We start from the raw sequence: 20,412 nt of genomic DNA on the forward strand, positions 1-20,412 counted from the left end.
CACGCCCGGTCCAGCGGCGGCGCTACCGCGCGGTCGACCGGGCGCCGCGCAGGAACAGGGCGCTGGTGAGGACGCCGAGCAGGACGATGGCGGCGTTCACCGCGATCGCGACCCTCAGCCCGCCGAGGATCGCCGAGGCTCCGGTACCGGCCATCGCGGCGGTGGCGACGGCGCTCATGATCGGCGTGCCCATGGTGATGCCGACCTGCTGGGTCATCGTGGCGAGGCCGGTGGCCAGGCCCTGTTCACGGTCGGCGAGCCCCGAGGTGGCGGTGACCATGAAGCCCACGATGACCAGCATGTTGCCGACCCCGCCGAGGAATCCGCCGACCAGCATCAGCCACATCGACGAGCGGTGGTCGCCGAGGCCGAGCAGGGCCGCGGTGAACACGGTCTGAAGCAGGCCGCCCACGATCAGCGTCCGCTTGCTGCCGATCCTCCCGATGACCCTCGGCGCCGCGGTGCCGCCGGTGACCGTGCCCAGGCCGAGGACGCCGAAGGACAGGCCCGCGACGAGCGGCGAGAAGCCGAGCACGTCCTGGAGGTAGACGGTCAGCGGGAAGACCAGTGAGGTCTCGGTGAGGAAGGCGATCAGACCGGCGACGTTGCCCCAGGCCACCGACCGCCTGCCGAGCACCCCGAGCGGCACCAGCGGCGCGGGCACCCGGCGCTCGACGGCGTAGAACACCAGCAGCAGCACCACGCCCGCCGCCAGCGGCACCAGGGCCCCGGCCGAGCCCCAGCCCCGCTGGCCCGCCTGGGTGAGCCCGAGGACGATGGCCAGCAGGCCGAGCGTGACACTGACCGCGCCGGGCACGTCCAGCCTGGGGCGTTCGTCGGGCCGGGACTCCTTGATCACCCTCGGGGCGACGACCAGGACCGCGAGGGCGACCGGCACGTTGATGAAGAACGCCCAGCGCCAGGACAGCAGGTCGGTCAGCACCCCGCCGAGGACGGCGCCGGTGGTGAACCCGGTGGACATCAGGGCCCCGTTGAGCCCGAGCGCCTTCTGCCGCAGCGGTCCCTCCGGGAACGAGGTCGTCATCAGCGACAGCCCGGCCGGGGTCACCGCGGCGGTGGCCAGACCCTGCAGCACCCGGGCCGTGATCAGCGTCTCCGGGTTCTGCGCCAGCCCGCCCAGGACCGAGGCCGCGGCCAGCACCACCAGGCCGCCGAGGAACAGCCGGCGGCGGCCGAACAGGTCCGCGACCCGGCCGAAGAGCAGGGTGAAGCCCGCCGCGCACAGCGCGAACGAGGTGGCGATCCACTGCAGGTGCGCCAGGGGGAAGCCCAGGCCCCTGCCGATCACCGGCAGCGCCACGTTCAGCACGGCGAAGTCCGCGGCCAGCATGAACTGGGTGGCGAGCAGCAGTACCAGCACCAGCCGGAGCCGGGGGGTGAGCACGGTCGGCGCCGCGCCGCCGGCGGGGCCGGGCGCGAGGTCGGCCGCTTCGGTTTCTGTGACAGACATAACGTCGAGTCCCTCTCCTGATGGTTTCCGGGCCGCGGCGCGCTCGGTGGCGTCAGCCGCGGTCACCGGGGAAAGGCTCGTCGGCGCCCGGGTTCCCAGCCAGCCCCCTGGCGCGCACAGCCAGCGCGAGGGTAGTCATCGCAGCACCACCCTCACCGCTCCCGACCGTCCGGGGCAGCGGGCATCATGGGACGTCAGGGGCCACCGCCCGCCACGGCCCGCCGCAGTACGCCGCAGTCCGCCGACCTGGAGGCACGCATGAACGGCTCGTCCGAGCTGGGGGACTTCCTCAAGTCGCGCCGCGCCGCGCTGCACCCCGAGGAGGTCGGCATCACCCCGCACCCGACCCGCCGCCGGGTCACCGGGCTGCGCCGCGAGGAGCTGGCGATCCTCGCCAACGTCAGCATCACCCACTACACCCGGCTCGAACAGGGCCGGGCCACCAGCGCCTCCGAAGGCCTGCTGGAGGCCCTCGCGCGCACGCTGCGGCTGACCGAGGACGAGACGGCCCACCTGAAGCGCCTCGCCCGCCCGGCCGCCGGGTCGTCCCGCCCGGCCCCGCCCCGGGTGGCGTACGCCGGCGCCTCGGCCCGGCAGCTGCTGGCGGCCATGACCGACGTACCGGCGCTGATCCTGGACCGGCGCAACGACCTCCTCGCCTGGAACCACCTGGGCCACGCGCTGCTCGGCGGACACCTGGCGGCGGAGAGCCCGGACACCCCCGCCACCCGCCCCAACCTGGCCCGGATGCTCTTCCTGGACCAGCGGTACCGGGAGTTGTACTGCGACTGGCCGGACCAGGCGCAACTGGCCGTGGCCTCCCTGCGGCTGGTCGCCGGACGCCACCCCGACGACCGCGCCCTGGCCGAGCTTGTCGGCCAACTCACCATGAAAAGTGACGAGTTCGCCTCCCTCTGGGCTCGCCACCCGGTGCGCACCTGCACCTCCGGGGTGAAGCGGCTGCGTCACCCCCTGGTCGGCACGATGGAGCTCAGCTTCGAGAACCTGATCATCCCCGGCAGCTCCGGCCAGCGCCTGATCGCCTACACCGCCGAACCCGGCTCGCCCTCGGAGGCCGCGCTCCGCCTCCTCCCCGGCGCGGCCGCCGGACTGGACCGGTTCCCGGCGCCGGACCGCCACGGCGTGCTCGGCGGCTGACCCCGCCGCGGCCGGATCCCCCGGCCACGCCCTTGGGGAACGCGGCTAGCATGCGGAGTTGCTCGACGCCACCGGTCCTGTCCGGCGGCCTCCCGGACGCGAAGGCAGGCAATGAAAGCTGCAGGCGGGATGTCCCGGCGCTCCGCCCTGGTCTCCGGCGTCTCCGGAGCCGCCGCCCTGCTCGCGGTCGGGGTTCCGCTGGGGTTCGCCCTGGAGGACTGGGCGGACGGGTTGTCCGCGCACACCTGGCGCACCGGCTCGGAGTGGGTGAACTGCCTCGCCTTCGGTCCGGACTCGCGCAGCCTGTACTGCGGCACCGACCAGGGGCTCCAGGTCTGGGACGTCGCGAGCGGAAGGGTGGCCGCCGACAGCCCCACCTCCGCCCCGGTGCACGCCCTCGCCGCGAGCGCCGACGGCAGGCTCCTGGTGGTGGCCCAGGACGAGTTGGAGGTGTGGCGCAGCGGTACCAGGACGCCCCTGGAGACGCTGCTGGGCTTCGGCACCGGCTACGCCGTGGCCGTGGCCGTCGACGCCGGGGGCGCGCTGGTCGCGGCGGGCTGCGACGACGCGGTGGTCCGCCTGTGGCCGGTGGGCGGCACCCGGACGCCGCGGCTGCTGCGCGGGCACACCGGGTCGGTCAGCGGCGTGGCGTTCTCGGCCGACGGGACGCTGCTGGCCAGCGGCAGCGACGACGGCACGGTCAAGCTCTGGTCGATGCCCTCCGGCGTCCTGCTACGGACGCTCGGCGCGGGCGGCAAGGTGGCGGGGGTCTCCTTCCCGGCCCGTGGCGCGAGCCTGGCCGCGGGGGCGATCAGCAGCCGTGGGGACGGCCGCGCCCGGATCTGGGACGTGTCCACCGGCGCGGTCGCGGCCGACCTCACCGGCGGCGGTGACGGCCTCGGCCTGGTCGCCCTCAACCCCGACGGCACGCTCCTCGCCAGCAGCGGGGGCGGCGACCGGCTGGACGTCTGGGACGTGGCGCGGGCCCGGGTCGCCCGGTCGGGCTCGCTCCAGGACAGCGTCAGCGGCATCGCCTTCAGCCCGGACGGACGGGTGCTGGCCGTGGGGCTGACCCAGGGGACGATCAACGTCTACCGGTCCTTCTGAGCGGCCGGTCCGGCGACCGGCCGCGCTCAGCCCTGGCCCTGGCCCTGGCCGAAGAAGTGCGCGATCCGGCGCTGCCAGGCCACCAGCACCCGGGGCGGACGGTCGGGCGAGTGGTTCCAGCCGCCGCCGCGTGACGGCCGTTCAGCCGGGGCGGTGTGCCGGGGGGCCTTACGGCCCTGGTGCCCGGCCGGGTGCTCGACGTGTGCGGGGACCCCGGGGACGCGGTGCGTCGCCTGGTGCAGCCGCTCCCGCAGCGAGTGTTCGCCTGTCATCTCTCCTCCTTGCTCTATCACCGATAGAGAGACCCTAGCACTGATAGAGTCACCTCGGGAGGTGCTTTCGCGTTGGCATTGGACCGACAGCGGATCGTGGACGAGGCCGTGGCACTGCTGGACGCCGAGGGCCTCGACGGCGTGACCACGCGCAAGTTGGCCGCCCGGCTCGGCGTCCAGTCACCGACCCTGTACTGGCATCTGCCCAACAAGGCGGCCCTGGTGACCGCCCTCGCCGAGGCCGTCCTGGAGCAGGAGTTCCCCGAGCTGACGCCGCCGGACCCGACCGAACCCTGGACGGACTGGCTGACCGCCCTCGCCGAACGGCTGCGCCGCGCGCTGCTGGCGCACCCGGACGGCGCCCGGCTGCTGTCGGCGGCCCAGCTCTGCCGGAAGATGGCCGCCCTCTCGGAGCTGGCCATGAGCACGCTGGTGGCCCGGGGCGTCCCGCTGCGGCGGGCCCGGGTGATCGTGCTGACGGTGGAGCGCTTCACCGTCGGCCATGTCCTCGAAGAGCAGGCCCCCCGCCCGGACACCGAGGCGGCGAAGGACTTCGACCTGGCGGTCTTCACCGAACAGCACCCGACGCTGGTGGCCGGAATCAGCGAGTACTTCCAGGCCGACCGCACCGTCGACGACCTGTTCCGCGAGTGCCTCGCCGTAGTGATCCAGGGCGCCGCCGCCGGTCAGGCCTCCTCGGGGACCGGTTCGTAGACGGCGACGAAGGCGTAGGGGGTGCACGGCAGCAGCCGGCCCTCGGTGTCCCGGCTTATCTGGCCGCAGAAGCACTCCTGGTCGGGGTCGTCCACGTCGACCAGGACCTCGTCCTGGTTGCAGCGCAGGTGGACCCCGGGCAGGGAGGACCAGTCGGGGCCGGGCTCGCGCTGCGGCAGCCGCAGCACGAAACGGAGCGGGCGGCCGTCCTCGGTGTGCAGTCCGAGCCCCGGACGGGGCTCGTCCGGCTCCGCCGGATCACCGGACGGGTACAGGTCGGAGACACTGCCCTTGCCCCCGGCGACGAAGACCGTGAAGTCGTCGCAGCCCTCGGGTACCAGATCGTCCGCGTCGCCGTTGTAGCGGAGGGCGAACTCGAACTCCCAGTCGTCGTCGTCCAGCGCCATGAACCAGGCGTACACGGCCTCGGCGGTCGGCACCGGCCGGGGCTCGTACGCGGCCCACCACACCCGTCGCCCGTGCTGCTCGGCCTCCGCCACCGCTGCCAGTAGACAGGCCTCCGCGGCTGCTGCCACCGTGATCATTGGCTACCCCCACTCGTCGGTCGCTCCGATACGGCACACGCTATGCCGGGCCACTGACAATCAGGGCGTCGAGGAAGGGGCTGCCGAAGCGGCCGTGCGGGTCGCGGTGCTGGGCGAGCCGGGTGAAGTCGGTGAGCCGGGGGTAGGCCGCGGCCAGTTCCCCGGGGGTGAAGGCGGAGAGCTTGCCCCAGTGCGGGCGCGCCGCCAGCGGCCGCAGCGCCGCCTCGACCTGCGCCAGCACCGGTTCGACCGACCCGAGGTCCGCGATCCAGGTGAAGTGGAAGGCGACGCTGTCGCGCCCGTACGCGGGGCTCAGCCACAGGTCGTCGGCGGCGACCGTGCGGATCTCGCCCACGTGCAGCACCGGCGCGAGCCGGTCGCCCAGGGCGCGCAGCCGGGTGATCGCCTCGGCCGCGCCGGCACGCGGCAGCAGGTACTCGGACTGGAGCTCGTCGCCGCTGCTCGGCGTGAACTCCGGTTTGAAGTGCGGCAGCCGCTCGTGCCAGGGGCCCGGTCGGCCCAGCTGCGCGGTGCAGGGTCCGGCGGGCAGGCCGGGGATCGGGTGCTGCTCGTCGGTCGCCGGGACGGCGCCCGCGACCGGCGGCGCGGCCGGGGCGTCGGTCCGTTCCTTGCGCCAGATCGCGGCCCGGTCCGAGCCCCAGGTGGTGAACGCGCTGACGCTGTAGGCCGAGCCGAAGACCTGCTCGAACTCCTCCGCGAGGCGCGGCAGCGGCAGTCCGAGCCAGACCCGCTGGGCCACCTCGAACGCGGGCCGGACCGCCAGCGTCAGCTCGGTGACCACGCCCAGCGCCCCCAGCGCGACCACCGCGCCGGGGAAGTCCCGCGGCTCGGTGTCCCGGCTCAGCTCCTCCAGCTCCCCGCTCGCGCCGACCAGCCGCAGCGCCTGCACCGCCGAGGCCAGGCCCTGGTTGCGGTCCCCCGAGCCGTGGGTGCCGGTGGCCACCGCACCGGCCACCGAGATGTGCGGCAGTGAGGCCAGGTTCGCCAGCGCCAGCCCGTCCTGCCACAGCCGCTCCGCCAGCACGGCGTAGCGCACGCCGCCGCCGACCCGTACCGTCCGCCGGTCCTCGGCGATCCGCAGCACCGGCGGCAGCGCGGCGGTGGAGACCAGGTCGCCGTCGGTGTCCGCGACCCGGTTGAACGAGTGGCGGCTGCCGAGCGCCCGCACCCGGCTCCCGGCGCGCACGATCGACTGCAACTCGGCGACGGTGCCCGGCTCGTGGCGGCGCGCGGCGCTGTAGGCGAGGTTTCCCGCCCAGTTGGTCCACTGCGGGAGGGATGACACGCGGGCTCCGATCCTGGCGGCGATCACGGCGGGACAGCCCCAGCTTCCCACGCCGGGCGGAACGGACCGCCGCGGGGAGCCGGGGCTTCAGCCGCGCAGGTCGGCGAGCCAGGGGTGGTCCGGGTAGGTGTGCGCGAGCAGCGCGGCGAGGGCGTCGCGCCGGGCCGCGGTCAGCTCGGGGACGGTCACGGCGAAGTCCGCCCGGTCCTTCGGGCGGGCGTGCTTCGCCTTGAACAGCAGCACCAGCTCGGGTGCCAGGTACGGGATGCCGTCGGCGCCGTGGTGGATGATCTCGCGGTAGGGCAGCCGGACGGTCGGGTCGTGTCGGCAGATCCAGGTGTCGCCGTCGTGCGGTTCGCGGACCACGTCGAGCAGGTAGTCACCGGTGGCCGGGTCGCGGAGCCAGGTCTGGTGCACCGCGGCCAGGGTCCGCGGGGTGGCGTCGGCCCAGATCCGGCCGCTGCCGGCGGCGTCGAAGACGTATCCGGGGAAGCGGTCGCGCACCTCGGGGAAGCCCGCGGCGGGGATCGCGACCTCGATGTCCCCGTGCTCGCGGGTGCGGCGGCCGTGGAACAGGTCCAGCGCCCAGCCCCCCGCCACGCACCAGGGCGTGGCCACCCCTTCGAGCCGCCGGGCGACCTCGGCCGGGGTCCAGCTCCGGGACCATCGGGCGGTCAGGGCCTCGATCTCGGCGGGTGACAACTCATGTCCACCGCGCGGCAGTTGCTCGCTCACCTGGCCACGCTACCAGGGGGCGGCGGCCGCTGGGGGGCGGCCGCCGCCGGGGGTCAGGGCAGCCGCCAGACCTGGGCGAGGGTGCCGTTGCAGGTGTAGAGCTGCACCTGGGTGCCCGCGGTGGTGGTCGCCGCCGGATCGTCGAGGCAGAGCCCCGACTGCGGATTGGTCAGCGACTCGCCGTACGTTCCGTTGCTCGACCAGCGCCACTGCTGCGCGCCGTCACCGCTCTCGCAGCCGTAGAGCTCGACCTTGGTCCCGCTGGTCAGGCCGCCGCCGTAGACGTCGAGGCACATGCCGAGTGCGCGGATGGTGCCGTCCGACCCCAGCGCCCACCGCTGCGCGGTCGTGCCGTTGCAGGTGTACAGGTCGGCCGGGGTCAGGTTGACCGCGTTGCCGTCGGAGGCGTCGAGGCACATGCCGCTGATGCCGGAGCCGACCGGTCCGGTCGGCCCGGCGCCGTCGGCGCCCGCCGGCAGGGTGAACCACTGCGCCCGGGAGTTGCCGCAGCCGCTGACGTCCAGCGTGCTGCCCGGCGCGCCGGTGCCGCTCGCGACGGTCAGGCACAGGCCCGACTGCGGATTCAGCAGTTGCCCGCCGTCGGTCTGCCACTGCTGGTTCGCCCCGCCGTCGCAGGTCCACAGCTCGACCGGGGTGCCCGCGGTGGTCGAGCCGCCGGTGACGTCCAGGCACTGGCCGCCCAGGGTCAGTGTGCCGTTTCCGGCGGCGGTCCACTGCTGTCCGGCCGCGCCCGGCGCGCAGTTGTCGAGCTGGACCAGCGGCGCGCCGTCGGGGTCGGTCGCGGTGCCGGTGTCCAGGCAGGTGTCGTTCTCCTGGGAGACCACCGCTCCTGACGGACCGGTGGGTCCGGTCGGCCAGGGGACCTCGGTGGAGTGCTCGTAGGTGATGCCCATGACGTCCCAGCGCGGTCCCTGGGCGGCCACCCGCTGCGCGAAGGCCGGGTAGGCACCGGCGGCGCCGGTCACCGCCTCCGGCGACCAGCCGAGTTCGGCGTAGGCGGTGATCCGGGGGAAGGTCTGGTAGTCGACGTCCTGCACGGTGTCGACGGTCTCGGTCCACAGCGGGGCTTCGATGCCGTAGACGGCGGCGGCCGGAACACCGGCCAGGTAGGTCGCCGGATCCCAGCCGTAGGCCGTCTCCAGGTCGATGTTCCCGGCCCAACTGAGGCCGATGACACTGGTGTTGCTGTACTTCTGGTCGATGTAGGCCTTCCCTGCGGGGGCCATGATGATCCGGGTGCCGTTCGCGGCGGCGGTGGCCATCTGCGCGGCACCGGTCGCGCCCCAGTACTCGGCCAGGGTGGACGGTTCCAGGGTCGACCCGGTGATCGCGTCCCAGCCGATCGGGATCTTGCCGTGCGCGACCACGTCCTGCTGGGCCCAGGTCATGAAGGTCGCGTAGTCACTGGCGCTGACCCCGACGGACTCGTCGCCGCCGAGGTCGATGTACGGGCCCGGGGTGATCGCCGCGAGCTGGCCGACCACGTCGTCGACGAAGGTCCTGGCGATCGGCGCGGTGGTGCACAGCGAGTTGCCGAGGGTACCGGTGCCGGTGTCCACGGCGGGCGCGACGCCGCCGCAGTCGAGTTCGCCGTAGGAGGCGAGCGCGGCGGTGAAGTGCCCCGGCATGTCGATCTCGGGCACGATGGTGATGTAGCGGGACTGCGCGTACGCCACGATCTGCTGGTACTGCGCCTGGGTGTAGTAGCCGCCGGGACCGCCCCCGGCCTCGGTGGCCGCGCCGGTGGTGGTCAGGTTCGGCCAGCCGTTGATCGCGATCCGCCAGCCCTGGTCGTCGCTCAGGTGCAGGTGCAGATAGTTGATCTTGTACAGGGCGAGCTGGTCGAGGTACTGCTCGACCTGGGCGACGGTGAAGAAGTGCCGGGACACGTCGAGCATCGCGCTGCGGTAGGCCAGCCGTGGATAGTCGAGGATGTGCCCGCCGGGAACCGTCCACGGCCCGGGCTGCGCGGTGGACGCCTCGATCTGCGCGGGCAGGATCTGACGCAGCGTCTCCACCCCGGCCAGCAGCCCCGCGGGCTGCTCGGCGCGGATGACCACGCCGGTGTCGGTCACGTCGAGCTGGTAGCCCTGGGCCCCGACCGAAGCGGGCGCCCCGGACAGCAGCAGCGCGATGCCGCCGGTGGGCGTGGCACTGGTCGGGGTCACCGGCAGGGTGTAGCCGGTCGACGGGTCCAGGACCCCGGCGAGGTAGTCGCCGACCTGGTTCGCGGCGGTGGAACCCGCGTCCGTGTAGATCACCGTGGCGGCGGTGATCCGGTAGGAGGCCGCGGTGTCCGGCTGGACCAGCACCGGCAGCGGCACGATGTCGTTCATCGTACCCGCAGGTGTCGCCTGCACCGTTGCCGCGTGCGCAGTTTGACTGCCCGTCAGTGCGGTCGCCCCGAGTGTCGCGAGCGCCAGTGCGACCAGGGCCGCGAGCGCGCGCCGCGCGCGGCCCGGGGTAGGGGGTGGCTGGGAAGCGTACATGGATCCTCCGTCATCAGGCCGACAGCCGCGAAGGTGCACAGTGCGAGAGCTCATGCATGAAATGAGCAAGATCGTGCTCATTTTTGAAGCTTTCTATCGACTTCGGGCAGGAGAATACAGTCGGCCCCGAGAAGGGTCCATAGCGCGACAGCAACCCGCTGGTCGGCGCGCCGAGCCAATCCGCTGCCCTCGCCGGCCGGCTGGGGCAACCGGCGTGATCTGATGTGCCGCATGGAGCTGGATCCCAAGCGTCTACTGGTGCTGCACGCGCTCGCCGAGACCGGCGGGGTCGCCCCGGCCGCGCGGCGGCTCAAGGTGACCCCCTCGGCGGTCTCGCAGGCGCTGGCCCGGCTCGAACAGCAGGCCCGGCTGCCGCTGCTGGACCGCTCCGGCGGACGGATCGAACTGACCGCCGCCGGACGGGCGTTGGCCGCGCGCGGGCGCCGGATCGCGGACGAGCTGGACGGCGCGGCACGGGACCTGGCCGAGTCCGGCGGGCCGGTCGCCGGAGCGGTGGCGATCGGCGCGGTACCGCGCTACGTGCCGGTGGTGTGCCGCGCCGTGGCCGTGCTCGCCGAGCGGTACCCGGGGCTGAGGCCGACGGTCCGCGAGGATCTCGCGGCCGGAGCGGCCGACCTCGGCGCCCTGCGCAACGGCCTGGTCGACATCCTGGTCACGGTCTGCGACTCGGTCGAGGCGCCGCCGACCCCGGCGGGCACCGAGTACCAGATCCGGATCGAGGAGCAGTACCGCGTCGTGGTACCGGCCGGTTGGCCGGTACCGACCGGGTTCGCCGAGCTCGACGGCGTGGCCTGGATCACCGGCGAACCCGGCTCCGCCTACGCCCGCGCGCTCGACCGACTCGTCGCCGCCCACGGGTTCACCCCCGCCCGGCTGCATGTGGCGACCACCACGCAGGCCGCGCAGGTGATGCTCGCGGCCGGGCTCGGCGCCGCCCTCCTCTCCTCCGGCACCGCCGCCACCATGCGCGGCATCGCCGTCAGCGCGCTCCCGGTCCCGGGCGCGCGGCACGTCCGCTGCTACTACCGGATCGGAGTTGACGGACCGTCACCGGCCGTGCAGGCCACGGTCACCGCCCTGCACGAAGCGACCCTGCTGGCCGCTGAGGCGGTGGCCGAGCTCGGCGTGCTGGAGCAGGACCCGTTCATCAAACCCGGCCTGGGCACCCCGCGACGCTGAACTCCGTTACCCCGAGCGCGCCTTGGGCCACAGCGGGGCTAACGACCGCCGTTAGCCCCGCTTTCTGGTGTCCGCGCGCGGCCCCTGGCGATACTGGGTCGGCCCCCGCCCCCCGAAAGCAGGCAGGACCATGGACGCCGTATCCCAGGGACAGCAACCCCCGCACGACGTGGAGAGCTGCGGCTGCCACTCGTGCCAACTCTTCCGCTACCAGCGCCAGTACGGCCCCGCCCCGGCCCAGGCGGCACCGCCGCAGGCTCCGCCACCGCCGCCGTACCACGCCACCGCGCCGAGCGGTGCCGGGTACCCGCCGCCTCCGCCGCCGGGGTGGTACCCGCCGCCCGGGTACCCGCCCGCCGCCGACACCGCGACGGCCGCCGAGGCGGGCGGCGAACGCACCATGGCCTCGCTCGCGCACTGGCTGCCGCTGGTCGTCGGCCTGGTCTTCTCATTCGTCATCGGCACGCTCGCGGTGTTCCTCTGCTTCGTGCCCCCGCTCATCGTGATGCTGACCGCGAGGTCCGAGTTCACCGTGGAGCATGCCCGCGAGGCGCTGAACTTCCAGCTCAGCCTGGTCATCCCCGGCGCGCTGATCCTGGTGCTGGCCATGGCCTCGCCGCCGCTCGGCGCGCTGCTGCGGCTGCTGCTCCTCGTCGGCTGCCTGGTCATCCAGATCCCGGCGGCGGTGAAGGCCAGCCAGGGCGCGCGCTACCGCTACCCCTTCGGCATCCGCTTCGTCAAGCCGTCCCGGGGCTGAGCCGTCCCCAGCCCCGGGAGGCGGTCAGCTGAGGCAGCCCGCGTGCGCGAGGGCCTGCTTGAGCAGGACCCCCTGGCCGCCCGGCATGTCCTGCTGGACCAGTGCCGACGAGGCCTCCTGCGGGCTGAACCAGACCAGGTCCAGGGCGTCCTGGCGGGGGCGGCAGTCGCCGCTCACCGGGACGATGTAGGCCAGCGACACCGCGTGCTGGCGCGGGTCGTGGAACGGGGTGATCCCCTGCGTGGGGAAGTACTCGGCGACGGTGAACGGTTGCAGCGAGGCCGGGACCCTGGGCAGCGCCACCGGACCGAGGTCCTTCTCCAGGTGCCGCAGCAGCGCGTCGCGGACCCGCTCGTGGTGCAGCACCCGACCGGAGACCAGCGTGCGGCTGACCGTCCCGTCCGGCCCGATCCGCAGCAGCAGCCCGATGTGCGTCACTTCCCCGCTGTCGTCGACGCGTACCGGCACCGCCTCGACGTAGAGGATCGGCATCCGGGCGCGCGCCAGTTCGAGTTCATCGGGGGCGAGCCAGCCGGGCGTGGTTTCCGTCACATCTGACATTGGCTGATCGTACGTGCTTACCGGGCGAGGCTCAAGGAGCCATAGCTGCTGGTGGGGTCGTTGGGGTGCGACCCGGCTACTCGGGCTGGTCCCAGCAGGAGCCGCCCCGCTCGACGAGGACCCGACCGCCGGGCAGGCAGTCGGGATCCGCGGCCCGTCGGACCGCCTGCGCGACGGTCAGCCGGGCACCCCGGTCGAAGGCCTCGGCGAACCCGGCGGCGCCCAGGACCGACCGGGCGGCGTCCGCGATCCGGTCGGTGTCGCCGCGCTCGGCCGGGGGCAGCGGGGCGCCCACGCCGCGCCGGGCGGCGTCCGCCGCGCCCAGCAGCAGGGCCGCGCGCCCGGCGTTCGCGCCCTCCGGCGGCAGCAGCCGGACGGCCCCGGCCAGCCCCTCCAGCGAGAGCGCCAGCGCCCGGGGCTCGTCCATGGCCCGGGCCACCGCCAGTCCCCGGAGCTGCTGGTCGACGGCGGTCCCGGCGTCGCCGCGCAGTTCGGCGAGGAAGCCCAGTTCGGCGTGGTGCAGGTGGTCACCGGCGGCCGAGGAGACGTCGCCGTACCGCTCCCGGATGCGCAGCAGCCGCGCCTCGGCTCCGTCCAGGTCGCCGGACCGGCGGGCGCCGAGCGCCAGGCCCATCTCGGCGTGCAACTGCCCGTAGGTGTAGCCCTGTTCGGCGGCGAGCCGACGGGCCCGCTCGTGCAGTTCCCGGCCCCGCTCCCACTCCCCCGCCAGCAGCGCCAGTCGGCCGAGCCCGGAGAACCGGGCCGAGACCTCCGACAGCAGCCCCAGGTCGCAGGCCAGGTCCAGGCCCGCGCGCTGGCGGCGCTCCGCGTCCTGGTAGTCGCCGCGGATCTCGGCCAGCGAGGCGAGTGCCGACACGGTCTGCAACTCGCCCCAGCGGTCGCCCAGTTCATGGAAGAGCGCGGCGCTGCGCAGCCCGTCCCGGCTGACCGCGGCGAGGTCGCCGCGGACCAGCGCCAGGGTCGCCCGCAGCCCCAGCGCCGCAGCGGTGCCCCACGGGTCGTCGGCGGCGGTGAACAGGTCGAGCGCCCGCGCGGTCAGCTCCTGGCTGACCGCGAGGTCTCCGGCGCTGAACCGGCCGTAGCCGGACAGCCAGAGCGCGCGTCCGCGCCGTACCTGGTCCGGCACCGCCTCGGCGTCGGCCCCGACGGTCCGCGCGTCCTCGCCGCGGTCGCCGGTGAGATGCGCGAACGCGCCGCGCAGCAGCGTGAGTTCGGGTTCCGGGGCGGGAGCGGCGGCGAGCACCGCGGACAGCGCCCGGCAGGCCTCGGCGAGTCGGCCGCGCGGCAGCCACCACCAGCTCAGCGCCGTGGCCAGGCGGACCGCCTCCCGGCCGCGACCCGCCGGTGCCCGGCGCACCGCCTCGTCCAGCGCCGCCCGCAGGTTCCCGGCCTCGGCGTCGAGCCGGGCCAGCCAGGTGCGCTGGTCCGCACCGCGCAGCCGGGGCTCGGCCTGCTCGGCCAGGGACAGGTAGTGGCGCAGGTGCCGATCGGTGACCGCGGCCTGGTCGTCCCGTTCGCGCAGCCGCTCGGTGGCGTACGCGGCGACGGACTCCAGCAGCCGGTAGCGGCGCCCGGTGGGGCCGTCGGCCACGACCACCAGCGAGCGGTCGATCAGCCGGGCCACCAGGTCGGCCACCTCCGCCGCGGCGACGCCGTCGCCCGCGCAGGTGGCCTCGGCGCCCGCCAGGTCGCAGCCGTCGCGGTGCACCGCGAGGCGGCGCAGCACGGCCCGCTCGGGCGCGCTGAGCAGTTCCCAGCTCCAGTCGATGAGCGCCCGCAGGGTCTGCTGCCGGGCCGGTGCGCCCCGGCGGCTGGTCGTCAGCACCCGGAACCGGTCGCCCAGGCGGTCCGCCAACTCCCGGACGCCCAGCGCCCGCACCCGGGTCGCGGCGAGTTCGAGGGCGAGCGGGACGCCGTCGAGCCGACGGCAGATCTCGGCCACGGCCGCCCGGTCGGCGGGGTCGCCGTCGGCCAGCAGCCGGGCGAAGCCCGGGTCGCGGGCGATGACGCGTTCGGTGAACAGCCGTTCGGCCGCACCGGCGTCGAGCGGCTCCACCGGGTGCACCGCCTCGCCCGCGACGTCCAGCGGCTCCTGGCTGGTGGCCAGGACCCGCAGGCCGGGGGCGGTCCGCAGGATCAGCTCGGCCAGCTCCGCGGCGGCCTCGACCACGTGCTCGCAGTTGTCCAGGATGAGCAGCACCCGGCGGTCCCGCAGCGCGGCGACGAGCCGGTGCGTGGGCGAGGCGGTGCCCCCGGCTCCGGCCGGGGTGGTGCCGGGGATCACGGCGGAGGCGCCGTCGGAGATGCCGAGCGCCGAGGCGACGACCTCGGCCAGGTCGTCCCGGCAGCCCCCGGCGCGGATCCCGGCGAACTCCACCAGCCAGACGCCGTCCGGGAGTCGGGCGCCCGACTGGTGGGCGACCCGGTCGGCGGCGGCCACCGCCAGCCGGGTCTTGCCGACCCCGCCGGGCCCGGTCAGGGTCAGCAGCCGGGCGGCGTCGAGCCGCCGCACCAGCTCGTCCAGCGCCTGGTCGCGGCCGATCAGGCCGGTGAGCGGGATCGGCAGGTTGGACAGCGGGACGACCGGCGCGGCGACCGGCGGCGGGACCGGGCGGCTGGTCGCCGGGGCCGGGTCGCCCAGGTCCGGGTCCTGCCGCAGGACCGCCCGGTGCAGGGCGGTCAGCGGGAGCCCCGGGTCGACCCCCAACTCCTCGACCAGGCGCGAGCGCAGGTCCTGGAACGAGGCCAGGGCCTCGCTCTGACGGCCGGTCAGGTAGAGCGCGCGGATCTGCGCCGCCCGCAGCCGCTCCCGCAGCGGGTGGCGGGCCACCAGTTCGGTCAGCTCCTCGGCCAGCAGCAGGTGGTTGCCCGCGTCGAGCCGGGCCTCCGCCCGCTCCTCCAGTACCGCCAGCCGCTGCTCGGTGAGCCGCTGGGCAGCCGCGCGGGCGAACTCGGCGTCGGCGAAGTCGGCGTAGGCGGGACCGCGCCACAGCTCCAGCGCCTCGGTCAGCAGCGCCGCCCGGGCGGCCGGGTCGGCCTGCGCCCGGGCCTCGGCGGCCAGCGCGCCGAACCGGTCGGCGTCCACCTGCGGCAGCGCCCGGTCCAGTGGCAGCGAGTAGCCGGACGGCTGGTGGACGACGCGGTCGCGGCCCAGGACCCGGCGCAGTTGGGAGACCTTGGCCTGGAGCGCCCCGGCCGGCTTGCCCGGCGGGGCGTCGCCCCACAGGTCCTGGATCAGCCGGTCCGCCGACACCGGGCCGCCGTCGTGCGCCAGCAGGTCCGCGAGCAGCGCTCGGACCTTGGCCTCGGGCACGGTGACCGGCGCCCCCTCGTCGTCCCACACCGCCAGTGGGCCAAGCACTCCGAACCGCATGCGAACCACGGTACCGGCCGGGGCGGATCATTCCCCCGGCCGTCCGTCAGCCGACCCTCGGCCGTCCGTCAGCGGTCCGTCAGCGGTCCCGAAGCGCGGCCGAAGCGGTCGGGCGCAGGGTGGTTCAGCCCGGACCCGTCCCGCGTCCGCCCATGACCAGGAGCGCCGCATGACCGCCTCACCCGACCTCGCGACCGTGTCCCAGGGCGCGGACGCCGTTCCCGCCGCCCCCGCGAAGCTGCCGCTGTTCCCGCTGCTGGCGCTGGCGACGGCGGTCTTCATCACCGCGCTCACCGAGACCCTGCCCGCCGGTCTGCTGCCGCAGATGAGCGCCGCGCTGCGGACGAGCGATTCAGCGACCGGACAGACCGTCACCATCTACGCGCTCGGCACCGCCCTGACCGCGATCCCGTTGACGGCGGCCACGGCCCGCTGGCCGCGCAGGCGGCTGCTGCTCACCTCCATGGCCGGTTTCGCGGTCGCCAACACGGTGACCGCGGTGTCGTCGGACTACCCGCTGACCATGGCGGCGCGCTTCCTCGCCGGGGTGGCGGCCGGGCTGGCCTGGGCGCTGCTCGCGGGCTACGCCCGGCGGCTGGCGCCGCCGCCCCTCCAGGGCAGGGCGATCGCGGTCGCCATGGCGGGCATCCCGGTCGCGCTCTCGCTCGGTGTCCCGGCCGGGACCTTCCTCGGCACCTCGGCCGACTGGCGGCTGGCCTTCCTGGCGATGACCGGACTCACCGTGCTGCTGCTGGGCTGGATCGCGGCGGCCGTGCCGGACCATCCGGGGCAGCGGGACGGCGGCCGACCGCGGCTGCTGCCGTCGGTGCGGATCCCGGGGGTGGGCCCGGTGCTCGTCGTCACCCTGGTCTTCGTGCTGGCGGACACCATCCTGTACGCGTACATCGCCACCTTCCTGGACCGGGTCGGCCTCGGCCGGGACACGGACCTGGTGCTGCTGGTCTTCGGCGCCGCCTCGCTGGCCGGTATCTGGATCGTCGGCGTGCGGATCCAGCGGGGGCTGCGGGCGCTGACCGTCGCCAGCACGCTGCTGGTCGGGCTCGCCGCGCTGCTGCTGGCCCTGGTGACCGGCAGCGCGCCGCAGGTCTACCTGGCGGCGGCGCTGTGGGGGCTCGGCTGGGGCGGTGTGCCGACGCTGCTGCAGACCGCCGTCGGCCAGGCGGCCGGGGAGCAGGCGGACGCCGCCCAGGCGGTGCTGGTGACGCTGTGGAACGTGGCGATGGCGGCCGGTGGCGTCATCGGCGGCGTGCTGCTGGACCGGACCGGCAGCCGTTCGCTGCCCTGGGCGGTGCTGCTGCTCCTGCTGCCGGTGCTGGCGGTGGTGGTCGCGGCCCGCCGCCACGGCTTCCCGGCCGCCCGCCGCGCGGGCTGACCGGGCGGTCGGCACCGCTGACGTCGCCGCGCCCGTCGGTCGGGGGCGGCGGCGTCAGCGGTGCAGCAAGTCCTGGGCGTGCAGGATCGGCGGGAGGGTCATCAGCGCGGTCTCGACCACGGCCCGGTCACCGCCCTTGTCGGCGGCGGCGCCGAGCAGCGTCCGCTGGGCCTGGTCGGCCCGGCCGAAGGCGGTCGCCGCGAGCTGCGCGAGCCGGTCCGGCGGGAGGCGGCCGACGGTCGGCCCCGGGTACGGGCGTTCGCTGGGTTCGGGGTCCTCGGAGGTCATGCTCCCAGGGTCCCCCCGGTCGGACGGCGACGCATCCGGGCCCGGCGCGGGCGGTCAGACCACCGTCCAGGCGGTGCCGTGGGCGGTGCACGGGCCGCCCGGGTGGACGGCGAGGCGCCCGGCGACGACGTCCAGCGAGACCGTGGCCAGGGTCTCCCAGCGCTTGCCGAGCGCCGCGCCGGGATCGGGGTGGCAGCAGAGCGCGGCGCCCTGGTCGAGGTGCAGGGTGAGCGCGTCCAGCAGCGCCTGGGCGTCCGGACGCGGGCGGTCGGCGGTGCGGGTGCGCAGCGCTTCGAGCCGGTCGCGGGTGTCCGGGTCCTCGGTGGCCAGGGCCTCGCCCCGGGCCAGCCGGGGGTCGACGAAGTGGTTGGTGCGCAGCAGGTAGCCGTCCGCGTCCGGCCGCAGCAGCGCGGGACCGGCGGGGCTGAGCTCGACCGTCGCGGCCCGGGCCCGGCCGTCGGCGAACCCGGCGAGGGTCAGCGAGCTGGAGGCGGCGACCGGCGTCGCCATGGCCAGCCACGCCGCCGCCTCGACGTCGGCGCAGCGGTCGAGCAGCTGCCGGGCAAGCACGTGCACCGGCAGCCAGCCGCCACCCGGCTCGGGGCCGGTCGCGCCGCAGGTGCGCGCGTCGGCAGCGTGCGCGTCGGAAGCGTGCGCGTCGGAAGCGTGCGTGTCGGAGGTGTGCGTGTCGGAGGTGTGCGCGAGGATGTTGAAGTGCAGGCCGAGACCGGCCGCGTTGACGCCGATCTTGCCGACGATGCCGTACTCGGTCACCGTCCGCACGACCCGGCCGTCGGGGTGCTCGATCTGCCAGACGAACCAGCCGTCACGCAGGTCGTCGTGCCAGTCCCAGGTCTGGGTGGTGACCGGCGGGCGGCCGTCGGCCGGGGCGTGGACGACGGTCGAGCACTCCGGGTGCTGGCGGCCGTAGCGGCCGAGGATCTCGGTGCGGGCGTTGAGCGCGGCGATCCGGTGCACCGGCAGCTCCGCGCCCCGGGCGATGCCGTCGATCTCCTCGGCCAGCTCGGGGGCGAGCCGGGCGATCTGCCCGAGGGCGGCCACGCCCGCCTCGGCGACCTGGTCCGGCCGGGCGCCGGTGGCCAGGAAGAGCGCGTCGTAACGGTCGGCGGTGCGCCGGATCCGGTCCGGGAAGGCCCGGCCGAGGAGCAGTCCGCGCTCGCCGGGAGTGGCGGCGGGGGAACGGAAGACGGTGGGGGTGGTCATCGGCGGGCTGCTCCTCGGCGGGTGCGGCGGGGTAGGGCGCTGGGTCGGTCAGCCGCGGGCGGCGCGGTGGCGGCGCGTCAGCAGCAGGTAGAGGCCCGCGGCGAGGATCATGCCGACCGGCAGTGACAGGTCGGTGCCGTTCATGGCGGCGGCGACCGGTCCGGTGAACAGCTGCGTGTCGACGCAGAGGGTGGCCGCGACGGCGCCGACCACCAGGGCGGTGGCACCGGCCCAGTTGACGCCGCCGGAGTACCAGAACGGCCCGGTGCGGGTCTCGTCGCTGAGTTCGTGGCCGTCGTAGCCGTTGCGCCGCCGCAGCACGTCGGTGGCGTAGATGGCCATGGTCGGGCCCATCAGCGCGACCATCAGTTCCAGCACGCTGTTGACGGTGGTCAGGAAGTTCGACACCAGCAGCGCGTACAGGGTGAGCGCGACGCCGAGGGTGCCGTCCAGGGCGACGCTCCGGGAGCGGCGGATCCGGACGCCGACGGCCTGTAGCGCGAGGCCGGAACTGTAGGCGGTCATCGCGTTGTTGGCGACCGCGGACAGCACGATGGCGAGCAGGAAGGCGGGCTTGAACCAGCCGGGGATGATCGACTCCAGCGCGCCCTGCGGGTCGGTCATGTCGAGCGCGGTCCCGGCCAGCACGCCCAGGCCGGTGAAGAGCACGCTGGGGATGAAGGCGCCGAGGGCGGTCCAGCCCGCGATCGCGGCGGGGCTGGTCTGCCGCGGCAGGTACCGGGTGAAGTCGGCGCTGTTGCTGTACGAGAGCGGCGCGGAGGCGATCAGGGCGAGGCCCCCGGCCAGCGCCGCCAGCAGGGCGCTGCCGTGCAGCGACTGCCGCGGGTGGTAGTCCCAGTCGGCGTGCTTCAGGACGTACCCCGCCAGCACCAGGAAGACCAGGGTGAGCACGATGGAGAACGGCGTGTACAGCCGGACGATCATGGCGTGGCCGTAGACGCTGATGGCCAGCGTCGCCGCCGCGACCGCGATGATGATCACGACCTTGACCGGCGTGTCCGGGTCCAGTCCGACCTCCTCGACCAGCGAGAACGCGGCGAGGCAACCGGCCGCCCAGTTGAGCGCGAGGTAGCAGACCGAGGCGAACCACCCGGTGATCGCGATGTTCGCGCGGTTGCCGCGGACGCCGAACATCGCCCGCATGATCACCTCGCTGGGGGTGCCCGAGGCGGCGCCGCTGACGGACACCAGGCCGACCAGCGCCCAGAACAGGTTGCCGACGACCACCACGCCGAGGGCCTGCCACAGGCTCAGGCCCATCAGGATCAGCGCCCCGCCGACGACCAGGCTGAGGTAGCTGACGTTGGGCGCGGCCCAGACCCCGAACAGATCCCGCGGGCGGCCGTGCCGCTCGCTGTCGGGGATGACGTCGATGCCGTGCGCCTCCACGCCGCCCCGGGGACCGTTCCCGCTGGTGGGCGCGTCGGGGTCGGGCGAGGCGTGGGGGGATCCGGTGGCGCGGGCGGGCGTCTTGGCAGCCATGGGGAGTTCTCCGAACCGATATGCCCTGAGGGACGGCCGATCTATTGGTCGCTCATCCAATAGTGCCCGGACGCCTCTCGTCAAGGGTGTGGTCACCGTCCGGAGGCAAGCCGGGCCGAATCGAGACCGGGGCGAACGGCCGCGCGGTTCCGCCGACCCGCGAAGAGGCAGTTGCGGCGATCCCGGCCGACTGCTCGTGGCGTACGCGGTCCCGGCGAGGCCTGGACCAGGCAGCACGAGCACCGCACCCCGCAGGCGTAGCCGGCGGACCTGT

General features: G+C 74.8%; 17 protein-coding genes. 6 read left to right on the plus strand and 11 right to left on the minus strand.

Annotated features, from left to right (window positions below):
- Positions 1-22: 22 nt before the first annotated feature.
- On the minus strand, positions 23-1,471 hold the full coding sequence (locus GXP74_RS27395; protein ID WP_182453902.1) for an MFS transporter: 1,449 nt from the start codon (positions 1,469-1,471) through the stop codon (positions 23-25).
- A 258-nt stretch (positions 1,472-1,729) separates the two neighbouring features.
- Here GXP74_RS27395 and GXP74_RS27400 point away from each other — a divergent pair, with 258 nt between their 5' ends.
- Together GXP74_RS27400 and GXP74_RS27405 are read left to right on the plus strand one after the other, a co-directional pair.
- Positions 1,730-2,629 (plus strand): helix-turn-helix transcriptional regulator, encoded by a 900-nt coding sequence (locus tag GXP74_RS27400; RefSeq protein ID WP_182453903.1) that lies wholly within the window; start codon positions 1,730-1,732, stop codon positions 2,627-2,629.
- A gap of 111 nt (positions 2,630-2,740) precedes the next feature.
- The gene (locus GXP74_RS27405; protein ID WP_182453904.1) at positions 2,741-3,736 is read left to right on the plus strand and encodes a WD40 repeat domain-containing protein; all 996 of its coding nucleotides are present in this window, start codon (positions 2,741-2,743) and stop codon (positions 3,734-3,736) included.
- A gap of 26 nt (positions 3,737-3,762) precedes the next feature.
- Here the strand turns inward: GXP74_RS27405 and GXP74_RS27410 are convergent, their stop codons facing one another.
- A complete protein-coding gene (locus GXP74_RS27410; protein WP_182453905.1) occupies positions 3,763-4,008 on the minus strand; it encodes a hypothetical protein in 246 nt (81 codons plus the stop codon).
- 72 nt (positions 4,009-4,080) lie between these two features.
- Between GXP74_RS27410 and GXP74_RS27415 the strand changes: the two genes are divergently transcribed.
- A complete protein-coding gene (locus tag GXP74_RS27415; protein WP_182453906.1) occupies positions 4,081-4,722 on the plus strand; it encodes a TetR/AcrR family transcriptional regulator C-terminal domain-containing protein in 642 nt (213 codons plus the stop codon).
- On the opposite strand, the gene GXP74_RS27420 is transcribed toward GXP74_RS27415, so the two are convergent.
- From GXP74_RS27420 to GXP74_RS27435, 4 genes are all read right to left on the minus strand, one after another.
- Positions 4,695-5,258 carry a hypothetical protein gene (locus tag GXP74_RS27420; protein WP_182453907.1) on the minus strand — a complete coding sequence of 188 codons (564 nt, stop codon included), beginning with the start codon at positions 5,256-5,258 and terminating at the stop codon, positions 4,695-4,697. The genes GXP74_RS27415 and GXP74_RS27420 overlap by 28 nt on opposite strands.
- Before the next feature lie 49 nt (positions 5,259-5,307).
- Positions 5,308-6,573, minus strand: a complete 1,266-nt coding sequence (locus tag GXP74_RS27425) for a D-arabinono-1,4-lactone oxidase (RefSeq protein ID WP_182453908.1) — start codon at positions 6,571-6,573, stop codon at positions 5,308-5,310.
- Positions 6,574-6,660: 87 nt separating this feature from the next.
- Complete coding sequence (locus GXP74_RS27430) at positions 6,661-7,308, minus strand: hypothetical protein (protein WP_182453909.1); 648 nt, start codon at positions 7,306-7,308, stop codon at positions 6,661-6,663.
- Between the two features lie 53 nt (positions 7,309-7,361).
- Complete coding sequence (locus tag GXP74_RS27435; RefSeq protein ID WP_225448230.1) at positions 7,362-9,665, minus strand: family 20 glycosylhydrolase; 2,304 nt, start codon at positions 9,663-9,665, stop codon at positions 7,362-7,364.
- A 384-nt stretch (positions 9,666-10,049) separates the two neighbouring features.
- Here GXP74_RS27435 and GXP74_RS27440 point away from each other — a divergent pair, with 384 nt between their 5' ends.
- A complete protein-coding gene (locus GXP74_RS27440; RefSeq protein WP_182453911.1) occupies positions 10,050-11,018 on the plus strand; it encodes a LysR family transcriptional regulator in 969 nt (322 codons plus the stop codon).
- A 130-nt stretch (positions 11,019-11,148) separates the two neighbouring features.
- Positions 11,149-11,775: a DUF4870 domain-containing protein gene (locus GXP74_RS27445; RefSeq protein ID WP_182453912.1), complete on the plus strand. Its 627-nt coding sequence runs from the start codon at positions 11,149-11,151 to the stop codon at positions 11,773-11,775.
- A gap of 24 nt (positions 11,776-11,799) precedes the next feature.
- Here the strand turns inward: GXP74_RS27445 and GXP74_RS27450 are convergent, their stop codons facing one another.
- Positions 11,800-12,336, minus strand: a complete 537-nt coding sequence (locus GXP74_RS27450; RefSeq protein WP_182453913.1) for an NUDIX hydrolase family protein — start codon at positions 12,334-12,336, stop codon at positions 11,800-11,802.
- Positions 12,337-12,412: 76 nt separating this feature from the next.
- Positions 12,413-15,730: a BTAD domain-containing putative transcriptional regulator gene (locus GXP74_RS27455; protein WP_182453914.1), complete on the minus strand. Its 3,318-nt coding sequence runs from the start codon at positions 15,728-15,730 to the stop codon at positions 12,413-12,415.
- Between the two features lie 169 nt (positions 15,731-15,899).
- Between GXP74_RS27455 and GXP74_RS27460 the strand changes: the two genes are divergently transcribed.
- Positions 15,900-17,123: an MFS transporter gene (locus tag GXP74_RS27460; protein ID WP_182453916.1), complete on the plus strand. Its 1,224-nt coding sequence runs from the start codon at positions 15,900-15,902 to the stop codon at positions 17,121-17,123.
- 54 nt (positions 17,124-17,177) lie between these two features.
- Here the strand turns inward: GXP74_RS27460 and GXP74_RS27465 are convergent, their stop codons facing one another.
- The 3 genes from GXP74_RS27465 to GXP74_RS27475 are packed head-to-tail and all read right to left on the minus strand — an operon-like array spanning position 17,178 to position 20,138.
- A complete protein-coding gene (locus tag GXP74_RS27465) occupies positions 17,178-17,411 on the minus strand; it encodes a hypothetical protein (RefSeq protein WP_182453917.1) in 234 nt (77 codons plus the stop codon).
- Between the two features lie 54 nt (positions 17,412-17,465).
- On the minus strand, positions 17,466-18,635 hold the full coding sequence (locus tag GXP74_RS27470; RefSeq protein ID WP_182453919.1) for a C45 family peptidase: 1,170 nt from the start codon (positions 18,633-18,635) through the stop codon (positions 17,466-17,468).
- Positions 18,636-18,683: 48 nt separating this feature from the next.
- Positions 18,684-20,138: a cytosine permease gene (locus tag GXP74_RS27475; RefSeq protein WP_182453920.1), complete on the minus strand. Its 1,455-nt coding sequence runs from the start codon at positions 20,136-20,138 to the stop codon at positions 18,684-18,686.
- Between the last annotated feature and the right edge of the window lie 274 nt (positions 20,139-20,412).

The organism is Streptacidiphilus sp. P02-A3a (assembly GCF_014084105.1).
Taxonomy (GTDB): Bacteria; Actinomycetota; Actinomycetes; order Streptomycetales; family Streptomycetaceae; genus Streptacidiphilus.